Source organism: Actinoplanes octamycinicus, from assembly GCF_014205225.1.
Classification (GTDB): domain Bacteria; phylum Actinomycetota; class Actinomycetes; order Mycobacteriales; family Micromonosporaceae; genus Actinoplanes; species Actinoplanes octamycinicus.
In genome coordinates, this window is sequence record NZ_JACHNB010000001.1 from 2694567 (window position 1) to 2718055 (window position 23489).

At 73.2% G+C, this 23489-nt stretch carries 19 protein-coding genes; 15 read left to right on the top strand and 4 right to left on the bottom strand.

Annotation, left to right across the window (positions count from 1 at the left end; genetic code table 11):
- Positions 1 to 467 precede the first annotated feature (467 nt).
- Positions 468 to 3266, bottom strand: a complete 2799-nt coding sequence (gene ppc, locus BJY16_RS12205; protein ID WP_185039569.1) for a phosphoenolpyruvate carboxylase — start codon at positions 3264 to 3266, stop codon at positions 468 to 470.
- Between the two features lie 173 nt (positions 3267 to 3439).
- A complete protein-coding gene (locus BJY16_RS12210; RefSeq protein ID WP_185039570.1) occupies positions 3440 to 5224 on the bottom strand; it encodes a hydrogenase maturation protein in 1785 nt (594 codons plus the stop codon).
- 180 nt (positions 5225 to 5404) lie between these two features.
- Between BJY16_RS12210 and mfd the strand changes: the two genes are divergently transcribed.
- The 4 genes from mfd to BJY16_RS12230 are packed head-to-tail and all read left to right on the top strand — an operon-like array spanning position 5405 to position 12456.
- On the top strand, positions 5405 to 9013 hold the full coding sequence (mfd, locus tag BJY16_RS12215) for a transcription-repair coupling factor (protein WP_185039571.1): 3609 nt from the start codon (positions 5405 to 5407) through the stop codon (positions 9011 to 9013).
- 59 nt (positions 9014 to 9072) lie between these two features.
- Positions 9073 to 9873 (top strand): hypothetical protein, encoded by an 801-nt coding sequence (locus BJY16_RS12220; RefSeq protein WP_185039572.1) that lies wholly within the window; start codon positions 9073 to 9075, stop codon positions 9871 to 9873.
- Positions 9870 to 10829, top strand: coding sequence for a nucleoside triphosphate pyrophosphohydrolase (locus BJY16_RS12225; RefSeq protein WP_185039573.1), 960 nt, complete (start codon positions 9870 to 9872; stop codon positions 10827 to 10829). Before BJY16_RS12220 ends, BJY16_RS12225 begins: the two co-directional genes overlap by 4 nt.
- Before the next feature lie 10 nt (positions 10830 to 10839).
- The gene (locus BJY16_RS12230) at positions 10840 to 12456 is read left to right on the top strand and encodes a DUF885 domain-containing protein (protein ID WP_185039574.1); all 1617 of its coding nucleotides are present in this window, start codon (positions 10840 to 10842) and stop codon (positions 12454 to 12456) included.
- 239 nt (positions 12457 to 12695) lie between these two features.
- Here BJY16_RS12230 and BJY16_RS12235 read toward each other — a convergent pair whose 3' ends face one another.
- Positions 12696 to 13337 carry a hypothetical protein gene (locus BJY16_RS12235; RefSeq protein ID WP_185039575.1) on the bottom strand — a complete coding sequence of 214 codons (642 nt, stop codon included), beginning with the start codon at positions 13335 to 13337 and terminating at the stop codon, positions 12696 to 12698.
- An 86-nt stretch (positions 13338 to 13423) separates the two neighbouring features.
- Positions 13424 to 14053, bottom strand: a complete 630-nt coding sequence (locus BJY16_RS12240) for a hypothetical protein (RefSeq protein ID WP_185039576.1) — start codon at positions 14051 to 14053, stop codon at positions 13424 to 13426.
- Between the two features lie 310 nt (positions 14054 to 14363).
- Here BJY16_RS12240 and eno point away from each other — a divergent pair, with 310 nt between their 5' ends.
- From eno to BJY16_RS12295, 11 genes are all read left to right on the top strand, one after another.
- Positions 14364 to 15647, top strand: a complete 1284-nt coding sequence (eno, locus tag BJY16_RS12245; RefSeq protein WP_185039577.1) for a phosphopyruvate hydratase — start codon at positions 14364 to 14366, stop codon at positions 15645 to 15647.
- An 89-nt stretch (positions 15648 to 15736) separates the two neighbouring features.
- Positions 15737 to 16336 (top strand): FtsB family cell division protein, encoded by a 600-nt coding sequence (locus BJY16_RS12250; RefSeq protein ID WP_185039578.1) that lies wholly within the window; start codon positions 15737 to 15739, stop codon positions 16334 to 16336.
- Complete coding sequence (locus BJY16_RS12255) at positions 16336 to 16836, top strand: DUF501 domain-containing protein (RefSeq protein WP_185039579.1); 501 nt, start codon at positions 16336 to 16338, stop codon at positions 16834 to 16836. The genes BJY16_RS12250 and BJY16_RS12255 overlap by 1 nt, the downstream gene beginning before the upstream one ends.
- Positions 16830 to 17327, top strand: a complete 498-nt coding sequence (locus tag BJY16_RS12260; RefSeq protein WP_185039580.1) for an amino-acid N-acetyltransferase — start codon at positions 16830 to 16832, stop codon at positions 17325 to 17327. Before BJY16_RS12255 ends, BJY16_RS12260 begins: the two co-directional genes overlap by 7 nt.
- A complete protein-coding gene (locus BJY16_RS12265; RefSeq protein ID WP_185039581.1) occupies positions 17324 to 18235 on the top strand; it encodes a Ppx/GppA phosphatase family protein in 912 nt (303 codons plus the stop codon). The genes BJY16_RS12260 and BJY16_RS12265 overlap by 4 nt, the downstream gene beginning before the upstream one ends.
- 227 nt (positions 18236 to 18462) lie before the next feature.
- Positions 18463 to 19035: a DUF3824 domain-containing protein gene (locus tag BJY16_RS12270; protein ID WP_185039582.1), complete on the top strand. Its 573-nt coding sequence runs from the start codon at positions 18463 to 18465 to the stop codon at positions 19033 to 19035.
- Positions 19036 to 19105: 70 nt separating this feature from the next.
- Positions 19106 to 19858: a uracil-DNA glycosylase gene (locus BJY16_RS12275; protein WP_185039583.1), complete on the top strand. Its 753-nt coding sequence runs from the start codon at positions 19106 to 19108 to the stop codon at positions 19856 to 19858.
- A 51-nt stretch (positions 19859 to 19909) separates the two neighbouring features.
- Entirely contained in the window at positions 19910 to 20602 is a 693-nt protein-coding gene (locus tag BJY16_RS12280) for a DUF4129 domain-containing protein (RefSeq protein ID WP_185039584.1), read from the top strand.
- Entirely contained in the window at positions 20599 to 21177 is a 579-nt protein-coding gene (locus tag BJY16_RS12285; protein ID WP_185039585.1) for a hypothetical protein, read from the top strand. Before BJY16_RS12280 ends, BJY16_RS12285 begins: the two co-directional genes overlap by 4 nt.
- A 13-nt stretch (positions 21178 to 21190) precedes the next feature.
- Positions 21191 to 22192: an AAA family ATPase gene (locus BJY16_RS12290; protein ID WP_185039586.1), complete on the top strand. Its 1002-nt coding sequence runs from the start codon at positions 21191 to 21193 to the stop codon at positions 22190 to 22192.
- Positions 22185 to 23489: a DUF58 domain-containing protein gene (locus BJY16_RS12295; protein WP_185039587.1), complete on the top strand. Its 1305-nt coding sequence runs from the start codon at positions 22185 to 22187 to the stop codon at positions 23487 to 23489. The genes BJY16_RS12290 and BJY16_RS12295 overlap by 8 nt, the downstream gene beginning before the upstream one ends.

Consider the following 23489-nt stretch of genomic DNA (forward strand, 5'->3'; position numbering starts at 1 on the left):
GCTCGTCCACGCCCGGACGGGATTCGCACCCTGGGGTCGGGGCGGCGGTGGGAATCCTGAGGTGTGCGAGGTGGTGGGGAGGGGCTTTTGATCTCCGGAACCACCCGCGGGCAATGAAGGGCGCGGCGATCGTTCTGGACGCGCCAGCGGCCAGATCGCCGGGCCCGGCCCGCGCGGGAGCATGCGATCCGAACCCTGGCGGACCTGCGTGAATAGCAATTTTGATCTTGGAGGAATGGCTGGGCAGGAAAGCGCCGCCCGAACAGGAAGCGGCCCGAACAGGCAGCGGCCCGCGCAAGAAAGCGGTCCGCACAAGGAAGCGGTCCGCAGCACAGGGAAGCGGTCCGGGCAAGGGAGCAGTCCGCACAGGGAGCGACCCCGGCAAGGGAGCGGTCCGCGCATGGGAGCGGGCCGGGAAAGCAAACGGCCCGGAAGCTGATCGCTTCCGGGCCGCTCGGAGAAAACCGTCAGCCGGTGTTGCGCATGCCGGCAGCGATGCCGTTGACCGTGGTGAGCAGGGCGCGCTCCAGGGCCGTCGAATCCGACGGCCCGCGGCGGACGCCCGGCGCGGTCGGCAGCTGGCGGCCGGCCTCGCCCAGGTCGCGGTACTGGCGGAGCAGCGCCACCTGCAGGTGGTGCAGCGGCTCCAGGTAGGTGTCGCGGACTCCCAGCGTGCGGGACAGCTCCGGCTGGGCCGCCAGGATCTGCGGCTCGCCGGTGATCGCCAGGACCTCGTCGACGGTCCGCTGGTACTCCGCCTCGATGGTGGCGAAGATCGGGTGCAGCTCGGCCGGGACCAGCGTCTCGACATAGCGGCGGGCGATCGACAGGTCGGTCTTGGCCAGCATCATCGCCACGTTCGACAGGAACGTGCGGAAGAACTGCCAGTTCTCGTGCATCTCGTCGAGCACGTCACCGAGGCCGGCGGCGCGGGCCGCGGCCAGGCCGGAGCCGACGCCGAACCAGCCGGGCACGATCTGCCGGGTCTGGGTCCAGCCGAACACCCACGGGATGGCCCGCAGACCGCCCAGGCCGGCGTCCGCGTTCGGCCGCTTGGCCGGGCGGGAGCCGATGTTCAGCGCGCCGAGCAGCTCGGTCGGGGTGGCCGCCCAGAAGTAGGCCGGCAGATCCGGATTTTCCACCAGCGCGCGGTACGCCCGGAACGCCGCGTCCGAGGCGGTGTCCATGGTGGCGTCCCACACCTCGAGCCGGCTCGGGTCGACCGAGAGCGTGGTGTGCAGCAGCGTGGCCTGCAGCACCGCCGCCGTGGTGAGCTCCAGGTTCTCCCGGGCCAGGGCGGGCACGGTGTACTTGTCGGAGATCACCTCGCCCTGCTCGGTCACCTTGATCGCGCCGTCCAGCGTGCCGTAGGGCTGCGCCAGGATCGCCTCGTGGGTCGGGCCGCCACCGCGGCCGACGGTGCCGCCGCGGCCGTGGAAGAGCCGCAGCCGGACCCCGTGCCGGGCGGCCACGTCCCGCAGCGAGCGCTGCGCCTTGTGGATCCGCCACTGGCTGGTGGTGATCCCGGCCTCCTTGTTGGAGTCCGAGTAGCCGAGCATGACCTCCTGCAGGTCGCCGCGCGCGCGGACGATCTCCCGGTAGGCCGGCAGGGACAGCATCTCGTCCAGCAGGTCGCCGCCCGCGTCCAGCTCGGCCGGGGTCTCCAGGAGCGGCACGATGTTGACCCGGGCCCGCCCGGTCTGGATGTCGATCAGGCCGGCCTCGCGGGCCAGCACCGCCGCGGCGAGCACGTCGTCGACGCCCAGGGTCATCGAGATGATGTAGGTCTCGATGACGTCCATGCCGAACCGGTCCTGCGCGTCCCGGATCGTGTGGAAGACGTCGAAGGTCTTCCGCGCCGAGTCGGTCAGCGGGGTGTCCGCGCTGGACAGCGGCCGGCGCCCGGTCAACTCGGTGGCGAGCAGCTTGGTCCGCTCGGTGCGGTCCAGGGTGGCGTAGTCCTCGACCTCGCCGACCTGGGTGTACATCTGCTGCAGCACCTCGTGGTGCTTCTCCGCGTGCTCGCGCACGTCGAGCGTGGCCAGCTGCAGGCCGAAGGCGGACACCTGGCGGATCGCGGTGGCCACCACGCCGACCGCGGAGAGCTGGCCGGAGTTGCGGGCCAGCGACGCGCGCATCAGCTCCAGGTCGGCGATCAGCTCGTCGCTGCCCAGGTAGTCCCGGCCGGCCACGTGCGGGGTGCCGTGCTGCAGCCGGGCCCGGGTGTTGGCCAGCTTCGCCTTGATCGCGCGGACCTTCAGCCGGTACGGCTCCTCGGCGTTGACCCGGCGGAACCGCGGCGCCACCTCGGGCAGGTTGTCCAGGTCCTGGGCCAGGCTGGCGGAGAGGTCGAGGGACACCCCGCGCAGCCGGCGGGAGACGGACAGCTCCTCGATCAGCTTGTCCATCACCTTCTCGGCGGCCTGGATGCCGTGCTCGTGCTGGATGAGCAGCACGTCCCGGGTGACCGCCGGGGTGACGAACGGGTTGCCGTCCCGGTCGCCGCCGATCCACGAGCCGAAGGTCAGCGGGCGGGACGTCGGCGCGGTCTCCACGCCCAGCCGGCGCAGCGTCTCGGCCAGGTCGTCGAGCACCTGCGGGGCGGCCTCGGCGTAGAGGTCCTTGAGGTAGTAGACCGCGTTGCGCGCCTCGTCCAGCGGGTCCGGCCGGTCCAGCCGCAGCTCGTCGGTCTGCCAGAGCAGGTCGATCAGCTCGGCGAACCGCTTGGTGGAGACCGTGGTGTCGGTGTCGCCGTAGAGCACCGCGGCGGCCGACTCGGCGTCCAGCGAGTCGGCGACCTGGCGCAGCTTGCTCAGGATCGAACGGCGGGCGGCCTCGGTCGGGTGCGCGGTGAAGACCGGGCGGACCGCGAGCCGGCGGGCGGCCGCGGCGATCTCGTCGGCCGGGACGCCCTGCTCGGCGATCCGCTTGGCCGCCTGGTCCAGCCAGCCGCCCTCCTTGGCGCGGCGGCGCCGCAGGTCCCGGGCGCGGTGCACCTGCTCGGTGATGTTGGCCAGGTGGAAGTAGGTGGAGAAGGCACGGGCCAGTTTGGTGCCGGTGGTGATGTCCATCGCGGCGAGCCGCTCGGCGGCCGCCGGCGCGTCCTGCCGGACCAGGGCGCGGATCTCCTCGACCAGGTCGAGCAGGGGACGGCCCTCCTGGCGGGCCAGGGTCTGCCCGAGCAACGTGCCGATCCGGCGGATGTCGGCACGTAGCTCCGCGTCGGGCCCCTCTCGCTCGTCGAGATGGGCAGGCTGCTCTGTCATCGGGGCGCTCCTTCACTCGGATGGCTCCAGGACGGCGCTGTCCCGACTTCGCCGATCGTATCGGCGTCCCCCGTCGCAGGGGTGAATTGAGTCAAGAGTCTCACGGTCGTTCAGGCGGTCCACGTGCTGGTCCGGCCAAGATCAGGATCAAGACCGGTTTCCGGTACGCCGGGTCAGGCGGTCACCGGCACGGCGGGCCGCACCGTCACCGGGGCACGCCGGTCGCCCGGCCCGGCGTTGCCGGTGCGGGGCCGCGTGCCGATCGCCGGTCCCAGGTTCCCGGCCAGCAGCAGCCTCCGCGGCGTGCCACCGGTCCCGGCCTTGGTCACGAACGCCCGCCGGGCCGCCGCGAAACCGGACCGGTCGGCGTAGATGTCCCGGCTCATCTCGGCCAGCTCGCGGGTCTCGTAGACGTCCAGCGGCACCCGCTCCGCGGCCAGCCGCCGGGCCTTCGCGGCCCGCCGCTTGCGGACCGTGCGCGGGTCCGCGTGCCGCTCGGCGAGCAGGCCGAGCCACTGCGCGTAGGCCTCCGGATGCCGCGGCCCGACCTCGTCGACCAGGCCGATCCGGACCGCCTGGGCGGTGCTCACCGGCAGCTTGTCGTCGATCAGCCGCTGCGCCCGGTCCGCGCCGACCCGGCGCGGCAGGGCGAAGGTGTGCAGCTCGGAGCCGAACAGCCCGATGTCGTAGTACGGGTTCAGCACGATCCCGTCCCGGGCCGCGACCACGTCCGCGCCCAGCCCGAGCATCGCCCCGCCGGCCCCGGCGCTGCCGGCGTAGGCGGCCACCACCACCTGCCGGGTGCAGCTGACGATCTCCCGGCACACCTGGTTGATCGCCCGGATGTTCGCCCACGCGGTCCCGGCCGGGTCCGGCGCCGCCTCGATCACGTTGAGGTGGATGCCGTTGCTGAACGCCTCGGTCCCGCCGCGCAGCACCAGCACCCGGGTGTCCTGGGCGGCCGCGTGCCGCAGTCCGGCCAGCAGCCGCCGGCAGTGCCCGGGCGCCATCGCGCCGTTGTAGAAGTCGAAGAAGAGCCAGCCGACCGGGCCGCTGCGCCGGTAGCGGATCTGCCGGTACGTGTGCGCCGCCTCCGGCTCCTGATCCGCCCCGAGCGGCGTGTGCGGCACCCCGCGCAGCCGCGCGCCGAGCACCATGGTGGCCGGCAGCTTGATCCCGCCCTCCGCGGTGCGCAGGTGCCCGAGCCACAGGCTCCCGTCGCCGGTGGCCACCAGCACCGCGCCCTGCCGGCGGCTGAGCAGCGTGCCGGGCCGGGCGCCGCGGGCCACCCCGGGGTGCGCGTCGTAGACGTACGCCGACCGGCCGCCCACCTCGGTGAGCACCCCGGGCGCCCCGTCCGCGGCCCGGATCCGGCGCAGGATCGCCTCGGTCGACTCGCCCCAGTCGAACGCCCGGTCGGCCTGCCGCATCGGCGGGCGGGGCCGGGCGCCGGGCGTCTGGGTCGGCGTGTTCTCCGCCGGCACCGGGCGGAACGCCGGGTCGGCGGCCTTGGCCACCACCTCCAGCGCGCACTCCAGCGCGGCGTCCGAGACCGGCCCGGCGTAGAGCGCCGACTTGCGCGGCGGGACGGCCGGCAGCGAGAAGGTCCGGGTGGCCCAGATCGGTCCGGCGTCGAACTCCTGGACCGCCTGCAGGGCGGTGACCCCCCAGGTCCGCGCGCCCTCGGTGATCGCCCAGTCCAGGGCGGACGGGCCGCGGTCGCCGACCGGGCCGGGGTGCAGGATCACCGTGCGCCGGCGCTGCCAGACCCCGGCCGGCACCCGGTGCTTGAGGTACGGGCAGAGGATCAGCTCCGGGTCGGCGGCGCGCACCCCGTCGGCGATCTGCTCCTCGTTCTCCGCGATCAGCACGCCGACCTGGTGCCCGGCGTCGCGCAGCGCGCACCAGACCCGCTGGCTCAAGCCGTTGAAAGCGCTGACCAGCAGCAGGACCCGCACGTCGCCTCCCCAAGGTTCGCCAGGAAGCTTCGGCGGCGGAGCCGCCCGCATGTCGGACATGCGGTGCGATGAGGCGCACGCCGCGGGAAGTGTCGGTGGGGCGGACTAAGCTGGTCACACAGACCCCCGCCCCACTGGGCGACCGGGGTTGTTCGTCGTGCCCTCGGGGGGTTCTTCGCCATGCAGCTCGCCGGTCTGATCCCAGCCGCCCTGCGCGACCGTGGCCTGGCCCGGGCGCGCGACCTGGCCCGCAAGGGCTTCGTCGACTCCGATGCGATGGACCTCACCGCGCCGGTCTCGCTGCGCCCGTTCGTGGTGGCCACGGTGGCCGGTCCGGCCGACGCCGGCGGCGCCCAGCGCCCGGTGCTCGCGATCACCGCGACCTCCCGGGAGGCCGACGACCTGGCCGACGCGCTGGGCTGCCTGATCACGCCGGACCGGGTGGCCGTCTACCCGTCCTGGGAGACGCTGCCGCACGAGCGGCTGTCCCCGCGCTCGGACACGGTCGGCAAGCGGCTGGCCGTGCTGCGCCGCCTGGCCCACCCGGGCGAGGAGCCGCTGCAGGTCGTCGTGGCGCCGGTCCGGTCGCTGCTCCAGCCGCAGCTCAAGGGCCTCGGCGACCTGGAGCCGGTGGAGCTGGTCACCGGCCGCGGGGCGGAGCTGGAGGAGGTCGCCCGGCGGCTGTCCGACATGGCCTACGCCCGGGTCGACCTGGTCACCAAGCGCGGCGAGTTCGCGGTCCGCGGCGGCATCCTGGACGTCTTCCCGCCCACCGACGAGCACCCGTCCCGGGTGGAGTTCTGGGGCGACGAGGTGGAGGAGATCCGCACCTTCGCGGTCGCCGACCAGCGGACCATCGACCCGGTCGAGCGGCTCTGGGCGCCGCCCTGCCGGGAGCTGCTGCTCACCCCGGCGGTCCGGGAGCGGGCCGCTCAGCTCGCCGCCCAGCACCCGGAGCTGGCCGAGATCCTGGACAAGCTCTCCGCCGGCATCCCGGTCGAGGGGATGGAGTCGCTGGCGCCGGCGCTGCTGGACGGCACCGACAGCATGGAGCTGCTGATCGACTGCATGCCGGCCGGGACGCACGTGCTGCTCTGCGACCCGGAGCGGATCCGGACCCGGGCGCACGACCTGACCCGCACCTCGGACGAGTTCCTGGAGGCGTCCTGGGCCGCGGCCGCGGTGGGCGGCCAGGCGCCGATCGACGTCGGCGCGGTCGCCTTCCGCAGCCTGGCCGATGTCCGGGCGCACGCGGCCGTCCTCAAGCAGCCGTGGTGGACGATCTCGCCGTTCGGGCTGGCCGTCGCCGACGAGCCGGCCGCTCTGCCGTGGGAGGACGCCGCGCCGGTCGAGGTCACCCCGGACACCGGTGATGCGATCGCCCTGGCGGCTCAGCCGGTCCCGCTCTATCACGGCGACACCGCGAAACTGGCGGGCGACCTGTCCGAGTGGGCGTCTGCCGGTTGGGCGATCGCCCTGGTCTTCGAGGGCAAGGGGACCGCGCAGCGGGCCACCGAGCTGCTCCGCGACGCCGGCCTCGGGGTCACCCCGGTCGAAGCGATCAGCAACCCGATCGCCGACGGCCAGCTGCTGGTCACCTGCGGGGGGCTGAACCACGGGTTCGTCGACGCCGCGTCCCGGCTCGCGGTGATCACCGGCAACGACATCTCCGGCGGCCGTGGCGCGTCCACCAAGGACATGCGCAAGATGCCGGCCCGCCGGCGCAACACGATCGACCCGCTCGAACTGAAGACCGGCGACTTCGTGGTGCACGAGCAGCACGGCATCGGGCGCTACATCGAGCTGGTCCAGCGCACCGTCAACGGCGCCGACCGGGAATACCTGGTGATCGAGTACGCCGCCGCCAAGCGCGGTCAGCCCGGCGACCGGCTCTACGTGCCCACCGACCAGCTCGACCAGCTTTCCCGCTACGTCGGCGGCGAGCAGCCCACGCTGCACAAGATGGGCGGTGCCGACTGGCAGAAGAGCAAGGCCCGAGCGAAGAAGGCGGTCAAGGAGATCGCCGCTCAGCTGATCCAGCTCTACGCCGCCCGGCAGGCCTCGAAAGGCCACGCGTTCGGACCGGACACGCCGTGGCAGCGGGAGCTGGAGGACGCGTTCCCGTACACCGAGACGCCGGACCAGCTGGCCGCCATCCACGAGGTCAAGCACGACATGGAGCTGCAGACCCCGATGGACCGGCTGATCTGCGGCGACGTCGGTTACGGCAAGACCGAGATCGCGGTGCGCGCCGCGTTCAAGGCGGTGCAGGACGGCAAGCAGGTGGCCGTGCTGGTGCCCACCACGCTGCTGGCCCAGCAGCACTTCAACACGTTCACCGAGCGGATGAGCCAGTTCCCGGTGCAGATCAAGCAGCTGTCCCGGTTCCAGACGCCGAAAGAGGCGGCGCTCACCCTGGAGCAGGCCGCCGAGGGCACCGCGGACATCGTGATCGGCACCCACCGGCTGCTGGCCAAGTCGACCCGGTTCAAGAACCTCGGCCTGATCATCGTGGACGAGGAGCAGCGGTTCGGCGTCGAGCACAAGGAGCAGCTCAAGGCGCTGCGCGCGTCGGTGGACGTGCTCACCATGTCGGCCACCCCGATCCCGCGGACCCTGGAGATGGCGATCACCGGCATCCGGGAGATGTCCACCATCGCCACCCCGCCGGAGGAGCGGCACCCGGTGCTGACCTACGTCGGGGCCTACGACGACAAGCAGGTCGCCGCCGCCATCCACCGCGAGCTGCTCCGCGACGGCCAGGTGTTCTACCTGCACAACCGGGTCGAGTCGATCGACCGGGCGGCCCGCAAGCTGCGCGAGCTGGTGCCCGAGGCCCGGGTCGCGGTGGCGCACGGCCAGATGAGCGAGGAGCAGTTGGAGAAGGTGATGGTCGGCTTCTGGGAGAAGGAGTTCGACGTCCTGGTCTGCACCACGATCGTCGAGTCCGGCATCGACATCCCGAACGCCAACACGCTGATCCTGGAGCGCGCCGACCTGCTCGGCCTGGCCCAGCTGCACCAGATCCGCGGCCGGGTCGGGCGGGGCCGGGAGCGGGCGTACGCGTACTTCCTCTACCCGCGGGACAAGCCGCTCACCGAGCACGCGCACGAGCGGCTGGCCACCATCGCCCAGCACACCGAGCTGGGCGCCGGCATGTATGTGGCGATGAAGGACCTGGAGATCCGCGGCGCCGGCAACCTGCTCGGCGGCGAGCAGTCCGGGCACATCGAGGGCGTCGGCTTCGATCTCTACGTGCGGATGGTCGGCGAGGCGGTCAGCGCGTTCAAGGGCGAGCGCCCCGAGGAGGAGCCCGAGGTCAAGATCGACCTGCCGGTCGACGCGCACCTGCCCACCGAGTACATCGCCGTCGAGCGGCTGCGCCTGGAGATGTACCGCAAGCTCGCCGAGGCCCGCGACGACGCCCGCCTGGAGGAGGTGATCGCCGAGATGACCGACCGGTACGGCGAGCCGCCCGCCCCGGTGGTCAACCTGATCGCGGTCGCCCGGTTCCGCCAGCTGGCCCGCGCCTACGGCCTGACCGACGTCTCGATGCAGGGCAAGCACCTGCGGTTCGCCCCGCTCGCCCTGCCCGACTCCAAGCAGCTGCGGCTCAAGCGCTACCACCCGGACTCCGTCTACAAGCCGGCGAACGACCAGGTCAGCGTGCCGCGCCCGAGCACCCGGCGGGTCGGCGGCGAGCCGCTGCGCGATCAGGAGCTGTTGCAGTGGTGCGCCCAGCTGCTCAAGGACGTGCTCGGCGAGGCGCCCGCCCCGGCCCGGGTGTGACGGATCACACTGAGCGTGAGACAGTGTTGACCATGCAGCGTACCCGCCGACTCGCATCCATGGCCGTCGTCGCGTCCCTGGCGATCGCCGGCCTCTCCGCGTGCCGTTCCGCCCCGGCTGTCGCCGCCTACGTGGGCGACAGCCAGATCCCGGAGAGCCGGGTCCAGGACATCTGGGACGACGCGCGGCAGGCCTTCGACGCCGAGGCCGTCGGCAAGCGCGCCGAGGCGCAGAAAGCGGTCGACGCGGCGAAGCAGCAGCTGGCGGCGGGCCAGGCGACCGAGGTGGACGTCAAGACCGCCGAGGACGCGCTGGCCCAGGTCGGCAAGCAGATGCCGATCCAGCGGGCCGATGTGGTCAGCGTGCTGGTCAGCCGGAAACTGTACGACCAGCTGGCCCAGCGGCACAGCGTGACGCTGCCGGCCGAGCTGGCCTACGACCGGGCCGGCGCCGCCGTCGGCCTGCCGGCCACCACCGAGTACGTCCGGCTCTACACCCAGAACGCGGTCCTGCAATACCTGGTGTCGCAGTCGCTCACCGGCGCCCCGGCGCTCACCGAGGCCGACCTGAAGGAGGTCTTCCGGCGCGCCGAGGAGAAGGACGCGATCCAGCCGGGCACCACCTTCGAGAAATTCCGGAGCGGGCTGAACGCGCAGTTCACCGAGGAGCTGAAGAGCGGCGTCGCGCTGCGCAACGAGCTCACCTCGGTGGCCGGGCCGCTGCACATCACGATCAACCCGCGCTACCAGCCGATGGAGATCGTCACGTACTCCTACCCGCTGCAGAACGGGACCGGCCTCGACCTGGTCGGGGCGCGCCTGGACGAGCAGTCCGGCCTGCCGGTCAAAGACGTCTCTTGAGCACTCGGATCGTTCTGCTGGTCACCTCGCCGCGGCTGCCGGCCGGGCTGCTCACCGCGGAGGCGTGGGACACCGTGCGCTCCGGCCCGGTCTTCGCCGCGGCCGAGTCCGAGCAGGCGGTGGCGCTGCGGGCAGCCGGCGTCCCGGTCACCGTGCTGGACACCGACGCGCAGGGGCTGCTCGACGCGATCGGCACCGCGCCGCTCGCGGTCTGGCTGGCCGGTCCGCACGGCGACCAGCCGTTCGCCCGGCAGCTCGGCCTGCGGCTGGCCCGTGAGCCCGGCCTGGCCGAGCTGGAGCTGATGTACGGCTCCTGGGACCCGCCCGGCGCCCGCCTGCTGGACGCGGTGGCGGTGATGGACCGGCTGCTCTCGCCCGGCGGCGACCCGTGGAAACGGGCGCAGAGCCACCGCACCCTCGCGCCCTACCTGCTGGAGGAGAGCTACGAGGCGTACGACGCGATCGAGCGCGACGACTTGGACGAGCTCCGCGAGGAACTGGGCGACGTGCTGCTGCAGATCGTGCTGCACGCCCGGCTCGCCCAGGAGCTGCCGGACGGCCGGGCCTGGACCGTCGACGACGTGGCCGCGACCCTGGTGGAGAAGATGGTCCGGCGCAACCCGCACGTCTTCGCCGGTGAGCCGGTCGAGGACATCGAGGAGATCACCGCCAACTGGGAGCGGATCAAGCGCGAGGAGAAGGCGCGGGACTCGGTCCTGGACGGGGTGGCGCTGAGCCAGCCGGCGCTGGCGCTGGCCGCGAAGATCCTGCAGCGGGTCGAGCGGGGCGCGGTGGACGTGCCGCTGCCGGCCGGTGACGACCTCGGTCCGGCGCTGTTGCGGCTGGTCGCGGAGGCCCGCGCGGCGGGCCGCGACCCGGAGGCCGAGCTGCGGCAGGCCACCTTGGAGTACGCCGAAGCCGTGCGTGCGGCGGAAATTGTCGGACCCGCCGAGTAGTTTTCTCGGCATGCCGGAGTTTGTGCCGCTCGCCGACCGCATCGCCGACGCTCTGCTGGAGAGCGACCCCGTGACGGCCCTCTACGCGGGGGACCATCGCTTCGACGACCGCCTGCCCGACCTCTCGGCCGGCGCGGTCCAGGCCCGGGTGGCCATGCTGCGCGACGCGGCCGACGCGCTCAGCGGGATCGACGCCGACGGGCTCGACGCACAGGAGCAGGTCGACCACGCCATCCTCACCGCCCAGGTGGAGCGCGGGCTGTTCGAGCTCACCGACGTGCGCGAGCACGAGTGGAACCCGTTGGAGCACAACCCCGGCCCGCTGCTGCACGGCCTGCTGTCCCGGCCGTTCGCGCCGGCCGCCGAGCGGCTGGAGAGCCTGCGCGGCCGGCTCGCCGCGCTGCCCGACGCGCTGGCCACCGCCCGGTCGGTGCTGCGCGACGTGCCCCGGATCCACGCCGAGACCGCGGCCGGCCAGTTCGCCGGCACGGCCGGGCTGATCCGCGACGAGCTGCCCGTCCTGCTGGCGCAGGAGCCCGGGCTGCGTGACTCGGTCGAGCCGGTCGCCGCGGCCGCGCTCCAGGCGCTCGGCGAGTTCGACCGCTGGCTGCACGGCCGGCTGGAGAGCGGCGAGCCCGGCCGCGACCCGCGGCTCGGCCGCCGCCTGTGGGAGGCCCGGCTGTGGCACACCCTGGACACCGAGCTGTCCGCGGCCGAGGTCCTCGCGCGGGCCCGGGAGAATGTCGAGCGGGTCGGCGCCGAGCTGCGCACGCTCGCCACCGAGCTGGTCGGCGGCCCGGCCGAGGACGCGACCGTGCGCCGGGCGCTGGACACCATCGCCGAGCGGCATCCGGACAACGCCACGATCGTCGGCCTGGCCAAGCTGACGATGGACGAGGCGACCGCGTTCGTCCGGGAGCACGACGTGGTGTCGCTGGTCGACGACCCGTGCGTGATCGAGGAGATGCCGGAGTTCGCCCGCGGCGTCGCGGTGGCCTATTGCGACCCGCCGGGCCCGCTGGAGACCGCCGACGTGCCGACGTTCTACTGCATCGCCCCGGCCCCGGCGGGCTGGCCGGCCGAGCGCGTCCGCAGCTTCTACCGGGAGTACAACAACGAGATGATCCGCAACCTCACCGTGCACGAGGCGATGCCCGGGCACTTCCTCCAGCTGGCGCACGCGCGCCGGTTCCGGGGGAGCAGCAAGGTGCGGGCGCTCGGCTGGTCCGGTCCGTTCGTCGAGGGCTGGGCGGTCTACGCCGAGGAGCTGATGACCGGCCTCGGGTTCGGCGGCCCGGCGGTTAAGTTGCAGCAGCTCAAGATGCAGCTGCGGATGAGTCTGAACGCGATCATCGATCAGCTGGTGCACTGCGAGGGGCTGGCCGAGTCCGAGGCGATGGCGCTGATGACCGGGCCCGGCTTCCAGGAGGAGGGCGAGGCGGCCGGCAAGTGGCGGCGGGCGCTGCTCACCTCGGCCCAGCTCTCCACCTATTTCGTCGGCTACACCGAGGTGTCCGCGCTGGCCGCGGCCCGGCCGTTCGGGGCGACGCCCAAGGCGTGGCACGACGCGATGCTGGCGCACGGCTCGCCGCCGCCGCGGCACCTGCGCACGCTGCTGGGCGTCTGACCCCGCCGGTCGCCCGGGCCGCGAAGTCAGCGGGCGCGCGGGGCCGGGATTCGGCGGCGCGCGGGGACCGCGAAGTCAGCGGGCGTGCGGGGCCGGAATTTGGCGGCGCATGGGGGCCGCGAAGTGAGCGGGCGTGCGGGGCCGGAATTTGGCGGCGCGCGGGGGCCGCGAAGTGAGCGGGCGTGCGGGGCCGGGATTCAGCGGACGCGCTTGGGCCGGGGCCAGCGGACGTGCTGGGGTCAGCGGGTGCGCTGGTCGAGCACCTCGACGCCCGCCGGCAGCTGGAAACCGGCCGGGTCGGCGGTCGGGGTGAGCTCGGTGAGCGTCACCTCCAGGCGGGTCCCGGCCAGCGTCCCGGTGAAGGCGGCCAGGGTCCCGTCGCCGGTCACGCACGTCTCGAAGGCGGACGGCCCGCCCCACCGGATGCAGGCGGCGTGCCGCTCGGCGATCGTGGTGTCCCGCTGGCTGATGGTCAGCGCCGGGTCGGCCTCGGCCCGGCGGAGCATCGCGGCGACCGCCTCCGGGGTGATCAGGCCGGACGCGGCCGGCAGCTCCGGGTCGGCCTTGGCGGTGATCACGCAGGTCCGGGCGGCGCAGCGGGTGGTGTCCGCCGGGGTGACGATGAGCCGGCCGGCCGGCCAGCGGTAGGCGGTGCGGGCCGGGTCCTGCGCCCGGGCCACGGTGGCGGTGCCGCCGTCGCCGAGGCGGTAGGTCGCGGTGTATGTCGCTCCGGCCGACTCGGCGAGCTGGCCGGCGATCACGGCCACCGCGTCCGCCGGGCCGACCCCGGCGGCGTCGGCCTGGTCGATGCCGGTGCAGGCCGTTCCGGCGAGCAGCGCGCCGGCGGCCAGTAATCCCTGCGTGAAACGACGGCGGGCCACGATCACCACCCTGCCCCGGGGCGGCGGGGGCGCGCAAACGATATCCGCCGATCCATCGGACCGGCGGATCTCCGGCACCCGTTTCCTCAGGCCGACTCGGCGGTCCGGGTGCGCATCTGGAGTTGATAACGCATGACATAACGGCGAAGGATCTTCGCCTGCCACTCCTCCGGGTCGTAGAGCGCCACCATCTCGACCGAGAGCGGCCCGCGTACCGGCACCTGCTGGCGCATCGCGCTGGCCTTGGTCACCGTGCCGGTCAGCTCCACCTCGTCCGCGCCGAGCTGGACCCGCAGCGTCACCTCGTGGCCGGGCCGCACCTCGACGTCGGTGAAGTGGGCGCGCACCGAGCGCTCGCTGATGTCGTGCACCCAGCCGATCGCCTCGGGCAGCTCCGGCCGGGTCATCACGATCGGTTCACCGCCGCCGCCGCGCACGTAGAGCCGGCTCTGGCTGATCTGCGGCTCGCCGATCAGCCGCAGCTCGACCCGGTTCTCGTCGACCGCGGCGACCGCGGCGGAGACGACGTACCGGCCGCGGGGCGCGGCCGACCAGCGCAGGGTCACCACGGTGCCGAGGAGCGGCACGTCGGCACGGGCGAGCGAGACGGTCACGGCCGCGGCGGAGGCGGCCACGACACGGACGCCGGTGTGGCATTCGCCCCCGGCCTCCATCTCGATGCGTGAGCCGTCCTCGGGAAACAGGCTGCTGCTCATAGTGCCCCCTGTTTCGGCAGGCGGGCCCCGGTTTTGAGGCATACCGGCGAGTGAAGTTCGCCGGGCGGGTGGCGGCGCCGGAAGACATACCAGCTAGTCAAGTTCTCCGGTTCGGCGGCGGCGCCGGAAGACATCCCGGCGAGTGGAGCCCACCGGGCGGGCGGCGGCGGCGGAAGACATACCGGCCGGTGAAGTTGACCGGCCGGGCGAACGCGCGGCGGGTGGGCTCGATACGCTCAGGAGCGTGGTCGGCCCGCAGGGTCGCGGACCGAAACGGTATTCGTACAACGCTTAGGGAGCGACACCACAAATGGCCACCATTGAAGCGATCGTCGCCCGCGAGATCCTGGACTCCCGGGGCAACCCGACCGTCGAGGTCGAGGTCGGCCTGGACGACGGCACGGTCGGCCGCGCGGCGGTCCCGTCCGGCGCCTCCACCGGCGCGTTCGAGGCGCTCGAGCTGCGCGACGGCGACAAGGGCCGCTACCTCGGGAAGGGCGTCGAGAAGGCGGTCGCCAACATCGAGGACAAGATCGCTGACGAGCTGATCGGGTACGAGGCGAGCGAGCAGCGCCTGATCGACCAGAAGATGCTCGACCTGGACGGCACCGACACCAAGTCGGAGCTGGGCGCCAACGCGATCCTGGGCGTCTCCCTCGCGGTCGCCAAGGCCGCCGCGCTCTCCGCCGAGCTGCCGCTGTTCCGCTACGTCGGCGGGCCGAACGCCGCCGTCCTGCCGGTCCCGATGATGAACATCGTCAACGGTGGCGCGCACGCCGACTCCAACGTCGACGTGCAGGAGTTCATGATCGCCCCGATCGGCGCCCCGACCTTCCGCGAGGCGCTGCGCACCGGCGCCGAGGTCTACCACGCGCTGAAGTCGGTGCTGAAGAAGAAGGGCCTCTCCACCGGCCTGGGCGACGAGGGCGGCTTCGCGCCGAACCTGCCGGCCAACGCCGCCGCCCTGGACCTGATCGCCGAGGCCGTGCAGGCCGCCGGCTTCTCCCTGGGCAGCGACATCGTGCTGGCCATGGACGTCGCCGCGACCGAGTTCTACAAGGATGGGCAGTACCACTTCGAGGGCGCCCCGAAGTCGACCGACGAGATGATCGCCTACTACGCGAAGCTCGCCGCCGACTACCCGATCGTCTCCATCGAGGACCCGCTGTCCGAGGACGACTGGGCCGGCTGGAGCGCGATGACCGAGCAGCTCGGCAACAAGATCCAGATCGTCGGCGACGACCTGTTCGTCACCAACCCGCAGCGGATCGCCCGCGGCATCGCCGAGGCGGCCGGCAACGCGGTGCTGGTCAAGGTGAACCAGATCGGCTCGCTGACCGAGACCCTGGACGCCGTGGACCTGGCCCACCGGGCCGGCTTCAAGACGATGATGTCGCACCGCTCCGGTGAGACCGAGGACACCACCATCGCCGACCTGGCGGTGGCGGTCGGCTCCGGCCAGATCAAGACCGGCGCCCCGGCCCGCTCGGACCGCGTCGCGAAGTACAACCAGCTGCTGCGCATCGAGGAGCAGCTGGAGAGCGCCGCGCGGTACGCCGGTGCGGGCGCGTTCCCGCGTTACCGGGTCGCGTAACACCGGACCGGCAGATCATGGAGGTGGCACCCACCCGTCGGTGGGTGCCACAATCCGTGACGGTCGCATCGATCGGGGGAGGGGCGGAGATGACACAGCGTCGCATGCCGAGCGGTCAGGGTCCGTCCCGCCGCACGGGTGGCGCGAGTGGTCGTCCCGGCACGTCCCGCGCCCGGGTGACCGCCCCGGTGCGGACCGAGGCCCGCCCGACGGTCCGGGTTCCCACCTCGCGCACCGCCCGCCCGGCCGGCTCCCGGCGGACGTCCCAGTCCGGCGGCCCGGCCGCCAAGCGCACCGCCGCCCCGCGCCCCCGCTCGCTGACCAGCCGGGCCACCGTGCTGCTCGCGATCTTCGTGGTGCTGGCTCTGGCCTACACCTACCCGCTGCGGGTCTACCTGCAGCAGGAGGCGCAGATCGCGGAGATGGAGCGGGCCCAGGCCGCGCAGCAGGCCAAGATCGACGCCACCCGCAAGGAGCTGGCGAAATGGAACGACGACGACTACATCCGGATTCAGGCCCGGGAGCAGAACTTCTTCGTGCGCCCCGGTGAGACGCCGTTGCGGGTCTACTCCGACCCGGACGCCGCCGCCCGTGAGTCCGACCAGAAATCGCCGGCGGCCGCACCCGACCGCTGGTACGACACGCTGTGGCACAGCGTCCAAGCCGCGAACGCGGAGCCCTCGAACTGATGGACGAACCGACCCCCGCCGACCTCGACATCGTGGCGGCCCAGCTCGGCCGCCGCCCCCGCGGCACCCGGGCGATCGCACACCGCTGCCCGTGCGGCAACCCGGACGTGGTGGAGACCTCGCCGCGGCTGGACGACGGCACGCCGTTCCCGACGATGTACTACCTCACCTGTCCACATGCCACCGCCGCGTGCTCCCGGCTGGAGTCGGCCGGCGTGATGCGGGACATGCAGGAGCGGCTGAGCACCGATCCGGAGCTGGCCGCCCACTACGCCCGGGCGCACCGGGACTACTTGGACCGTCGCCAGGCGATCGAGGACGTGCCGGAGATCCACGACGTCTCCGCCGGTGGCATGCCGGACCGGGTGAAATGCCTGCACGTCCACCTCGGGCACGCGCTGGCCGCCGGCCGCGGGGTGAACCCGTTCGGGGACGAGGTGCGCGACGCCGTCGAGCCGTGGTGGGCCGAGGGCCCCTGCGTCAAGCGCGACGAATGCTGATCCGCCGGGCCCGCACCGGGGACGTCAAGGCGATCCGCGCCCTGGTCGACACGTACACCACCGACCGGCGGCTGCTCAGCAAGGCGACGGTCACCCTCTACGAGTCCGTCCAGGAGTTCTGGGTGGCGGTCGACGAGGCGGACGACACGGTGGCCGGCTGCGGCGCCCTGCACGTGATGTGGGAGGACCTGGCCGAGATCCGCACCGTCGCGGTGCACCCGGACAAGCGTGGCCGGAAGATCGGCCACAAGATCGTCGAGGTGCTCCTCGACCAGGCGCGCGAGCTGGGCGTACGCCGAGTCTTCTGCCTCACGTTCGAGACCCGGTTCTTCGGCTCGTTCGGGTTCGCCGAGATCGACGGCGCGCCGGTCCCGCACGCCGTCTACGAGCAGCTGCTGCGCTCCTACGACGAGGGTGTCGCCGAGTTCCTGGACCTGGAACGGGTCAAGCCGAACACGTTGGGGAACAAGCGAATGCTGCTGCACCTATGAGGGTCGCCGCCATCGACTGCGGGACGAACGCGATCCGGCTGCTGATCGCCGACGTCCAGGGTGATCAGCTGACCGACGTCGTGCGCAGGATGGAGGTCGTCCGGCTCGGTGAGGGCGTGGACCGCACCGGCATGCTGTCGCCGGCCGCGATCGAGCGCACCCGGGTCGCGCTCGCCGACTACGCCGCGGAGATCGCCGCGGCCGGCGCGAAGGAGATCCGGATGTGCGCCACCTCCGCCTCCCGGGACGCCTCCAACGCGCAGGACTTCCGGGACATGGTGCGCGGCGTGCTGGGTGTCGACCCCGAGGTGATCACCGGCGAGGAGGAGGCCACGCTCTCCTTCCTGGGCGCCGTCAAGGGCCTCGACGCCGAGGGCCCCTATCTGGTCTTCGACCTGGGTGGCGGCTCCACCGAGTTCGTCACCGGCACCGACGCGGTGCACCGCGCGATCTCGGTGGACATCGGCTGCGTCCGGATGACCGAGCGGCACCTGCACGACGACCCGCCGACCGCGGCGCAGCTGGCCGCGGCGGAGCGGGACGTGACGGCCGCGGTGGACACCGCGCTGGCGGCCGTCGGCGGCCGGGCGGCGCGCACCCTGGTCGGGCTGGCCGGCACGGTCACCACCGTGGCGGCGCTGGCGCACGACCTGCCGGAGTACGACTCGGCCCGGATCCACCACAGCCGGGTCGGCCGGGACGCGGTCACCCGGGTCACCGCGGACCTGCTGCGGATGACGGTCGAGCAGCGGCGGGCGCTGCCGGTGATGCATCCTGGCCGGGCCGACGTGATCGGTGCCGGGGCCTTGATCATGCGGATCATCATGGAGCGTTCCGGCCACTCGACGGTGATCGCCTCAGAGCACGACATTCTGGACGGGATCGCCTTCGGCCTCGCCGGGAACTGATCCCGGACGCTCCGCCGACCGGCCACTTGGGGCTGTCGGTTCGGCCATATTTCGCCACCCCCGTGTCGCTGCGGCGGTACCCTGCGTCATTTTCCCAGCAAAGTCTCAGGGCGCTCCCTGTGATCGTCGATAACCGCAGGTGAAGTGGGGTCGCGCGATCCAATGGCGGGTCGTTATCCTCGCCTGCCAAGCGATCGGGCATCGATCGTGCGTGAAAGGAAACGTCAATGTCGAACCCGGTCGAGCCGAACCCGTACGGCGCGAACGTCCCGCCCGCCCCCGGCGGTCAGGCCTTCCCGCCGCCGAACGCCGGCGCTCCCGGTGCTCCCGGCTTCCCGCCGCCGAACGCCGGCGCCCCGGGCTACCCGCCGGCCGGCGGCGCCCCCGGTTACCCGCCCGCGCCCGGCGCTGCGGGCTTCCCGCCGGCGCCCGGCGCCCTGCCGCCCGCGCCGAAGAAGTCCAAGCTCAAGTCGATCCTCGGCGTGGTCGCCGTCATCGTCGTGGGTATCGCGATCAAGCTGGGCCTGGGCACCGTGCTCTCCTCGGACCCGACCGAGAAGGCCAAGGTCGGCGACTGCATCTCGGTGAACACCGCGCTGAAGGACGAGGCGTCGGACACCGACGCCAAGATCGTCGACTGCTCCTCGTCGGACGCCAAGTTCACCGTGATCGGCCGCGTCGAGGGCGTCAGCGACGTGAACAGCACCGCCTGCGACAAGTTCTTCAAGGAGGGCGACGAGGGCGCCGTGCTCTCCAGCGACAAGGGCAAGGGCTACCTGCTCTGCGTGAAGACCAAGTAACACAGCACTGAGCGGGACCCGGGGGTGGTGCGTCGTCACGGCGTACCACCCCCGGTGGCATTCTGGTCCGGTGCAACCGTCCGAGGGCTCACCGCGTACCCCAGAAGGGGTTGCCGCACAGGCGGCCGCGGCTGCCTCGCTGACCGTGCTGGACGCCCGCGTCGCGGATTGTTTCGCCTGCCCCCGGCTGGTCGCGTGGCGCACCGAAGTGGCCACGGTCAAGCGCGCGTCCTTCCGTGACCAGGACTACTGGGGGCGTCCGGTGCCCGGGATGGGCCCGGCCGACGCCTCGATCGCCATCCTCGGCCTGGCGCCGGCCGCGCACGGCGGCAACCGGACCGGCCGGATCTTCACCGGCGACCGCTCCGGCGACGTGCTCTTCGCCGCCCTGCACCGCGCCGGGCTGGCCAACCAGCCGACCAGCGTGGCCGCCGACGACGGCCTGGAGCTGCGGCACACCCGGATCTTCGCGGCGGTCCGCTGCGCCCCGCCGGACAACAAGCCGACGCCGGGCGAGCGGGACACCTGCGCCCCCTGGTTCCATCGTGAGCTGACGCTCATCAGACCCACCCTGAAGGCGGTGGTCACGCTGGGCGCGTTCGCCTGGACCGCCTGGTGGCCGGCGATGCAATCCGCGTACGGCGTACGCCCGCCCGTCCCCCGGCCGAAGTTCGGGCACGGCGCCGAGGTGCACCTGCCCGGCGTGCCCCCGCTGCTCGGCTGCTTCCACGTCAGCCAGCAGAACACCTTCACCGGCCGGCTCACCCCCGCCATGCTCGACGACGTGTTCACCCGTGCGAAGGTTCTGGCGGGCCTGGCATGATGCGAGTCCTGTCCGGTTCCCTCCTCGAGTCACGGATCTGAAACCGCCCGCATGGAACTGACGATCGTGCGCCGCTGGTGGCCGCTGGCCGCCGTCATCGGGCTGCTCTTCGTGACCTCGCTGGCCGCCACCCGGTCGGCGCCGCAGCTGGACCGGATCACCCCGCGGGCCACCGCGACACCCACCCAGGCGCCGTTGCTGCCGCCGAAACCGCAGCCGACCCTGTCGCCGACCCCGGACACCCCGGTCGAGGCGGCGCGTGGCCTGCCCGACTGGATCGGCACCGCGACCACGGTCCTGCTGGTGATCGTCGTGGTGGTGATGGTCGTGGTGCTGTCCTGGGCGCTGATCCGGGACGCCGGCCGCCGGCGGAAGGGCCGGACCGGCCGCCGGGCCCCGCGCCGCGCCGGGCAGACCGCCGAGGACCTGGTCGCCGCGCTCGACGCCGGCCTGGAGGAGCTCTCCGACACCGACCGTGACCCGCGCCGCGCGGTGATCGCCTGCTGGGTGCGCCTGGAGCAGGCGGCCGCCGAGGCGGGCACGCCGCGGCACCCCGGGGACAGCCCGACCGACCTGGTCGGCCGGCTGCTCGCCGAGCAGCGGGTGGACGCCGCCGTGCTGGCCGCGCTGATGGAGGTGTACCGGGAGGCGCGGTACGCCACGCACGCCGTCGACGACCGGATGCGCCAGCAGGCCCGTTACGCGCTGGAGCGGCTGCGCGCCGATCTGGGAGCGCTCGCATGAGCGACGGGGGGCTCGGCGGGCTCTTCGAGGGTGGTGGCGCGCCGGCCGCGGCCGAGCGCGGGCCGCGGCTGCGCCGGCGACGCTCGCCGGCCGCCCGGATCAGCGGCAACGTGGTGCTGGTCGCCGCGGCCACCGTGGTCGTGGTGGCCGCGCTGCGGGCCGGCTCGGTGCGTGCCCCGCTGCTCCTGGTGGTCGCGCTGATCACCGGGCTGCGGCTGGTCACCATCGCGGCCGCGGCGGTCCGCCCGCCGGCACGCGCGCGGGGCGGGGCCGGGGGCGGCGGCGACGCGGCCCGGGCCGCCGACTCGCTGCGGGCCAGCGTGCGCCGCTGGGAGCAGACACTCGACAAGGCGCACTCCGATCCGGACACCTATGCGCGTAACGTTCTGCCGGTGCTCGGCGAACTCGCCGACGAGCGGTTGCGGCTGCGCCACGGCCTGACCCGGTCCAGCGACCCGCGTCGCGCCCGGGAGCTGCTCGGCGACGAGGCCTGGGCGGTGCTCTCCGACCCCGGCCGGCGCGGGCTGAGGACGCGGGACCTGGAGACGTACGTACAAGCGATGGAACGACTGTGAGAAAGGTGCGCCGGTGACGCAGCAAGGCGGACAGGCTCTTCCTCCGTACGAGGTCGGGCGGCTGGCCGGCGCGGTCCTCGACGCCGTGAACAGTGTCGTGGTCGGCAAGCGGGAGGCGCTCGAGCTGGTGCTGGCCGGGATCCTGGCCGGCGGTCACGTGCTGCTCGAGGACCTGCCCGGGCTGGGCAAGACGCTGACCGCGCGCTCCTTCGCCCAGGCGCTCGGCCTCGACTTCCGGCGCCTGCAGTTCACCCCCGACCTGCTGCCCGCCGACGTCACCGGCTCGTTCCTCTACGACCAGCGCAAGGGTGACTTCGCGTTCCGGGCCGGCCCGGTCTTCACCAACATGCTGCTGGCCGATGAGATCAACCGGACGCCGCCGAAGACCCAGTCCGCCCTGCTCGAGGCGATGCAGGAGAAGCAGGTCTCGGTGGAGGGCGTGACGTACCGGCTGGACCCGCCGTTCCATGTGCTGGCCACCGCCAACCCGATCGAGTACGAGGGCACGTACCCGCTGCCCGAGGCCCAGCTCGACCGGTTCCTGCTCCGGGTGTCGTTCGGCTACCCGACCGCCGAGGAGGAGTGGGAGGTGATGCGCCGCCGGATGTCCCGCCGTCAGGAGGAGGCGCAGCTCACCCCGGTGGTCGACGCGCGGACCCTGCAGGTCATGCAGGCGGCGCTGGAGTCGGTGACGGTCGAGGACTCGATCGGGCGGTACATCGTGTCGCTGGCCGCGGCCACCCGCGAGCACAGCGCCGTGCTGGTCGGCTCGTCGCCGCGCGGCTCGCTCGCCCTGTTGCTGCTGGCCCGGGCCCGGGCGGCGATGTCCGGCCGGGACTACGTGGTGCCGGAGGACGTGAAGGACGTCGCGGTGCCGGCGCTGGCCCACCGGATCACGCTGCGCCCGGAGATGTGGCTGCGCCAGGTGAACCCGGCGTTCGTGGTGCAGGAGGTGCTCAGCGCGGTGCCGGCCCCGGCCAGCGGGGCGCTCCCCACGTACGCGCGGCATGACTGAACCGGTCGTTCCGAGCTGGGCGCCGACCCGGGCGCTCGGCCGCTCGGTGCTGCTCACCGGGCTGTTCCTGCTGCTCGGGGTGGCGCTCGGCCGGGTCGACCTGGTGCTGCTGGCCGCCCCGTTCGCGATCGGCGCGGCGCTGAACCTGCGACGCGTCCCGCAGTCGGTGCCCGAGGTGACCATCACCGCCGACGAGGGGCACCTGGTCGAGGGCGGCGCGGTGCAGGCCGGCCTGACCGTGGCGAACCCGGACGCGCTCGGCTACGACCTGGTCGTGGTCCGCACCCGGACCTCCCCGTGGCTGCGCCTGGAGCACGCCGACCGGCCGTTCGCGATCACCGTCCCGTCCGACGGCTGGGCCGCGATCGACCTGCCCGGCGAGGCGCTGCGCTGGGGCCGGCAGGACGTCGGCCCGGCGGCCGCCGCCGCGGCGGCCTGCGGCGGGCTGCTCTCCTGCCGCCCGGTGGTCACCCCGGCGCACGGCGTCCGGGTCTACCCGGTCACCGAGCCGTTCAAGGCCACCGAGGCGATGCCGGCCGCGGCCGGCCTGGTCGGCGCGCACCGCTCGCGACGGCTCGGCGAGGGCGGCGAGCTGGCCGGGGTCCGGCAGTTCGCGCCCGGGGACCGGCTGCGCCGGATCGACTGGCGGGTGTCGCTGCGCACCCGCGACCTGCACGTGGCGTCCACCCTCTCCGACCGGGACGCCGAGGTGCTGCTGCTGCTCGACCTGCTCGGCGAGGTCGGCCGGTCCGGGGGCGTGGGCGGCACCTCGTCGGTGCTGGACACCACGGTCCGGGCGGCCGCCGCGATCAGCGAGCACTACCTGCACCGCGGCGACCGGGTGTCGCTGCTGGAGTACGGCGCCACCGCCCGCCGGCTGCGCGCCGCGTCCGGCCGCCGGCAGTATTTGACCGTCCTGGAGTGGCTGCTCGACGTGCACGCCGACCCGGTCGACGAGGAGTACGAGCCGGCCCTCGGCTCGCACCAGATCTCCACCTCCGCGCTGGTCGTGGTGCTCACCCCGCTGATCGACCCGCGGGCCGCGGACATGCTGGCCCAGCTCACCCAGGCCGGCCGGTTCGTGGTCGCGGTGGACACGCTGCCCGCCGACGCCGCCCCGCCGGTCCGCAACCAGTGGAGCCCGCTGGGCACCCGGCTGTGGCGGATCGAGCGGGAGAACGTGCTGGGCCGGCTCCGCGAGCACGGCGTACCGGTGGTCTCCTGGGCCGGCGCCGGCAGTCTCGACCTGGTGCTGCGCGACGTGGCCCGGATGGCCGCCGCGCCGAGGGGGCGATGA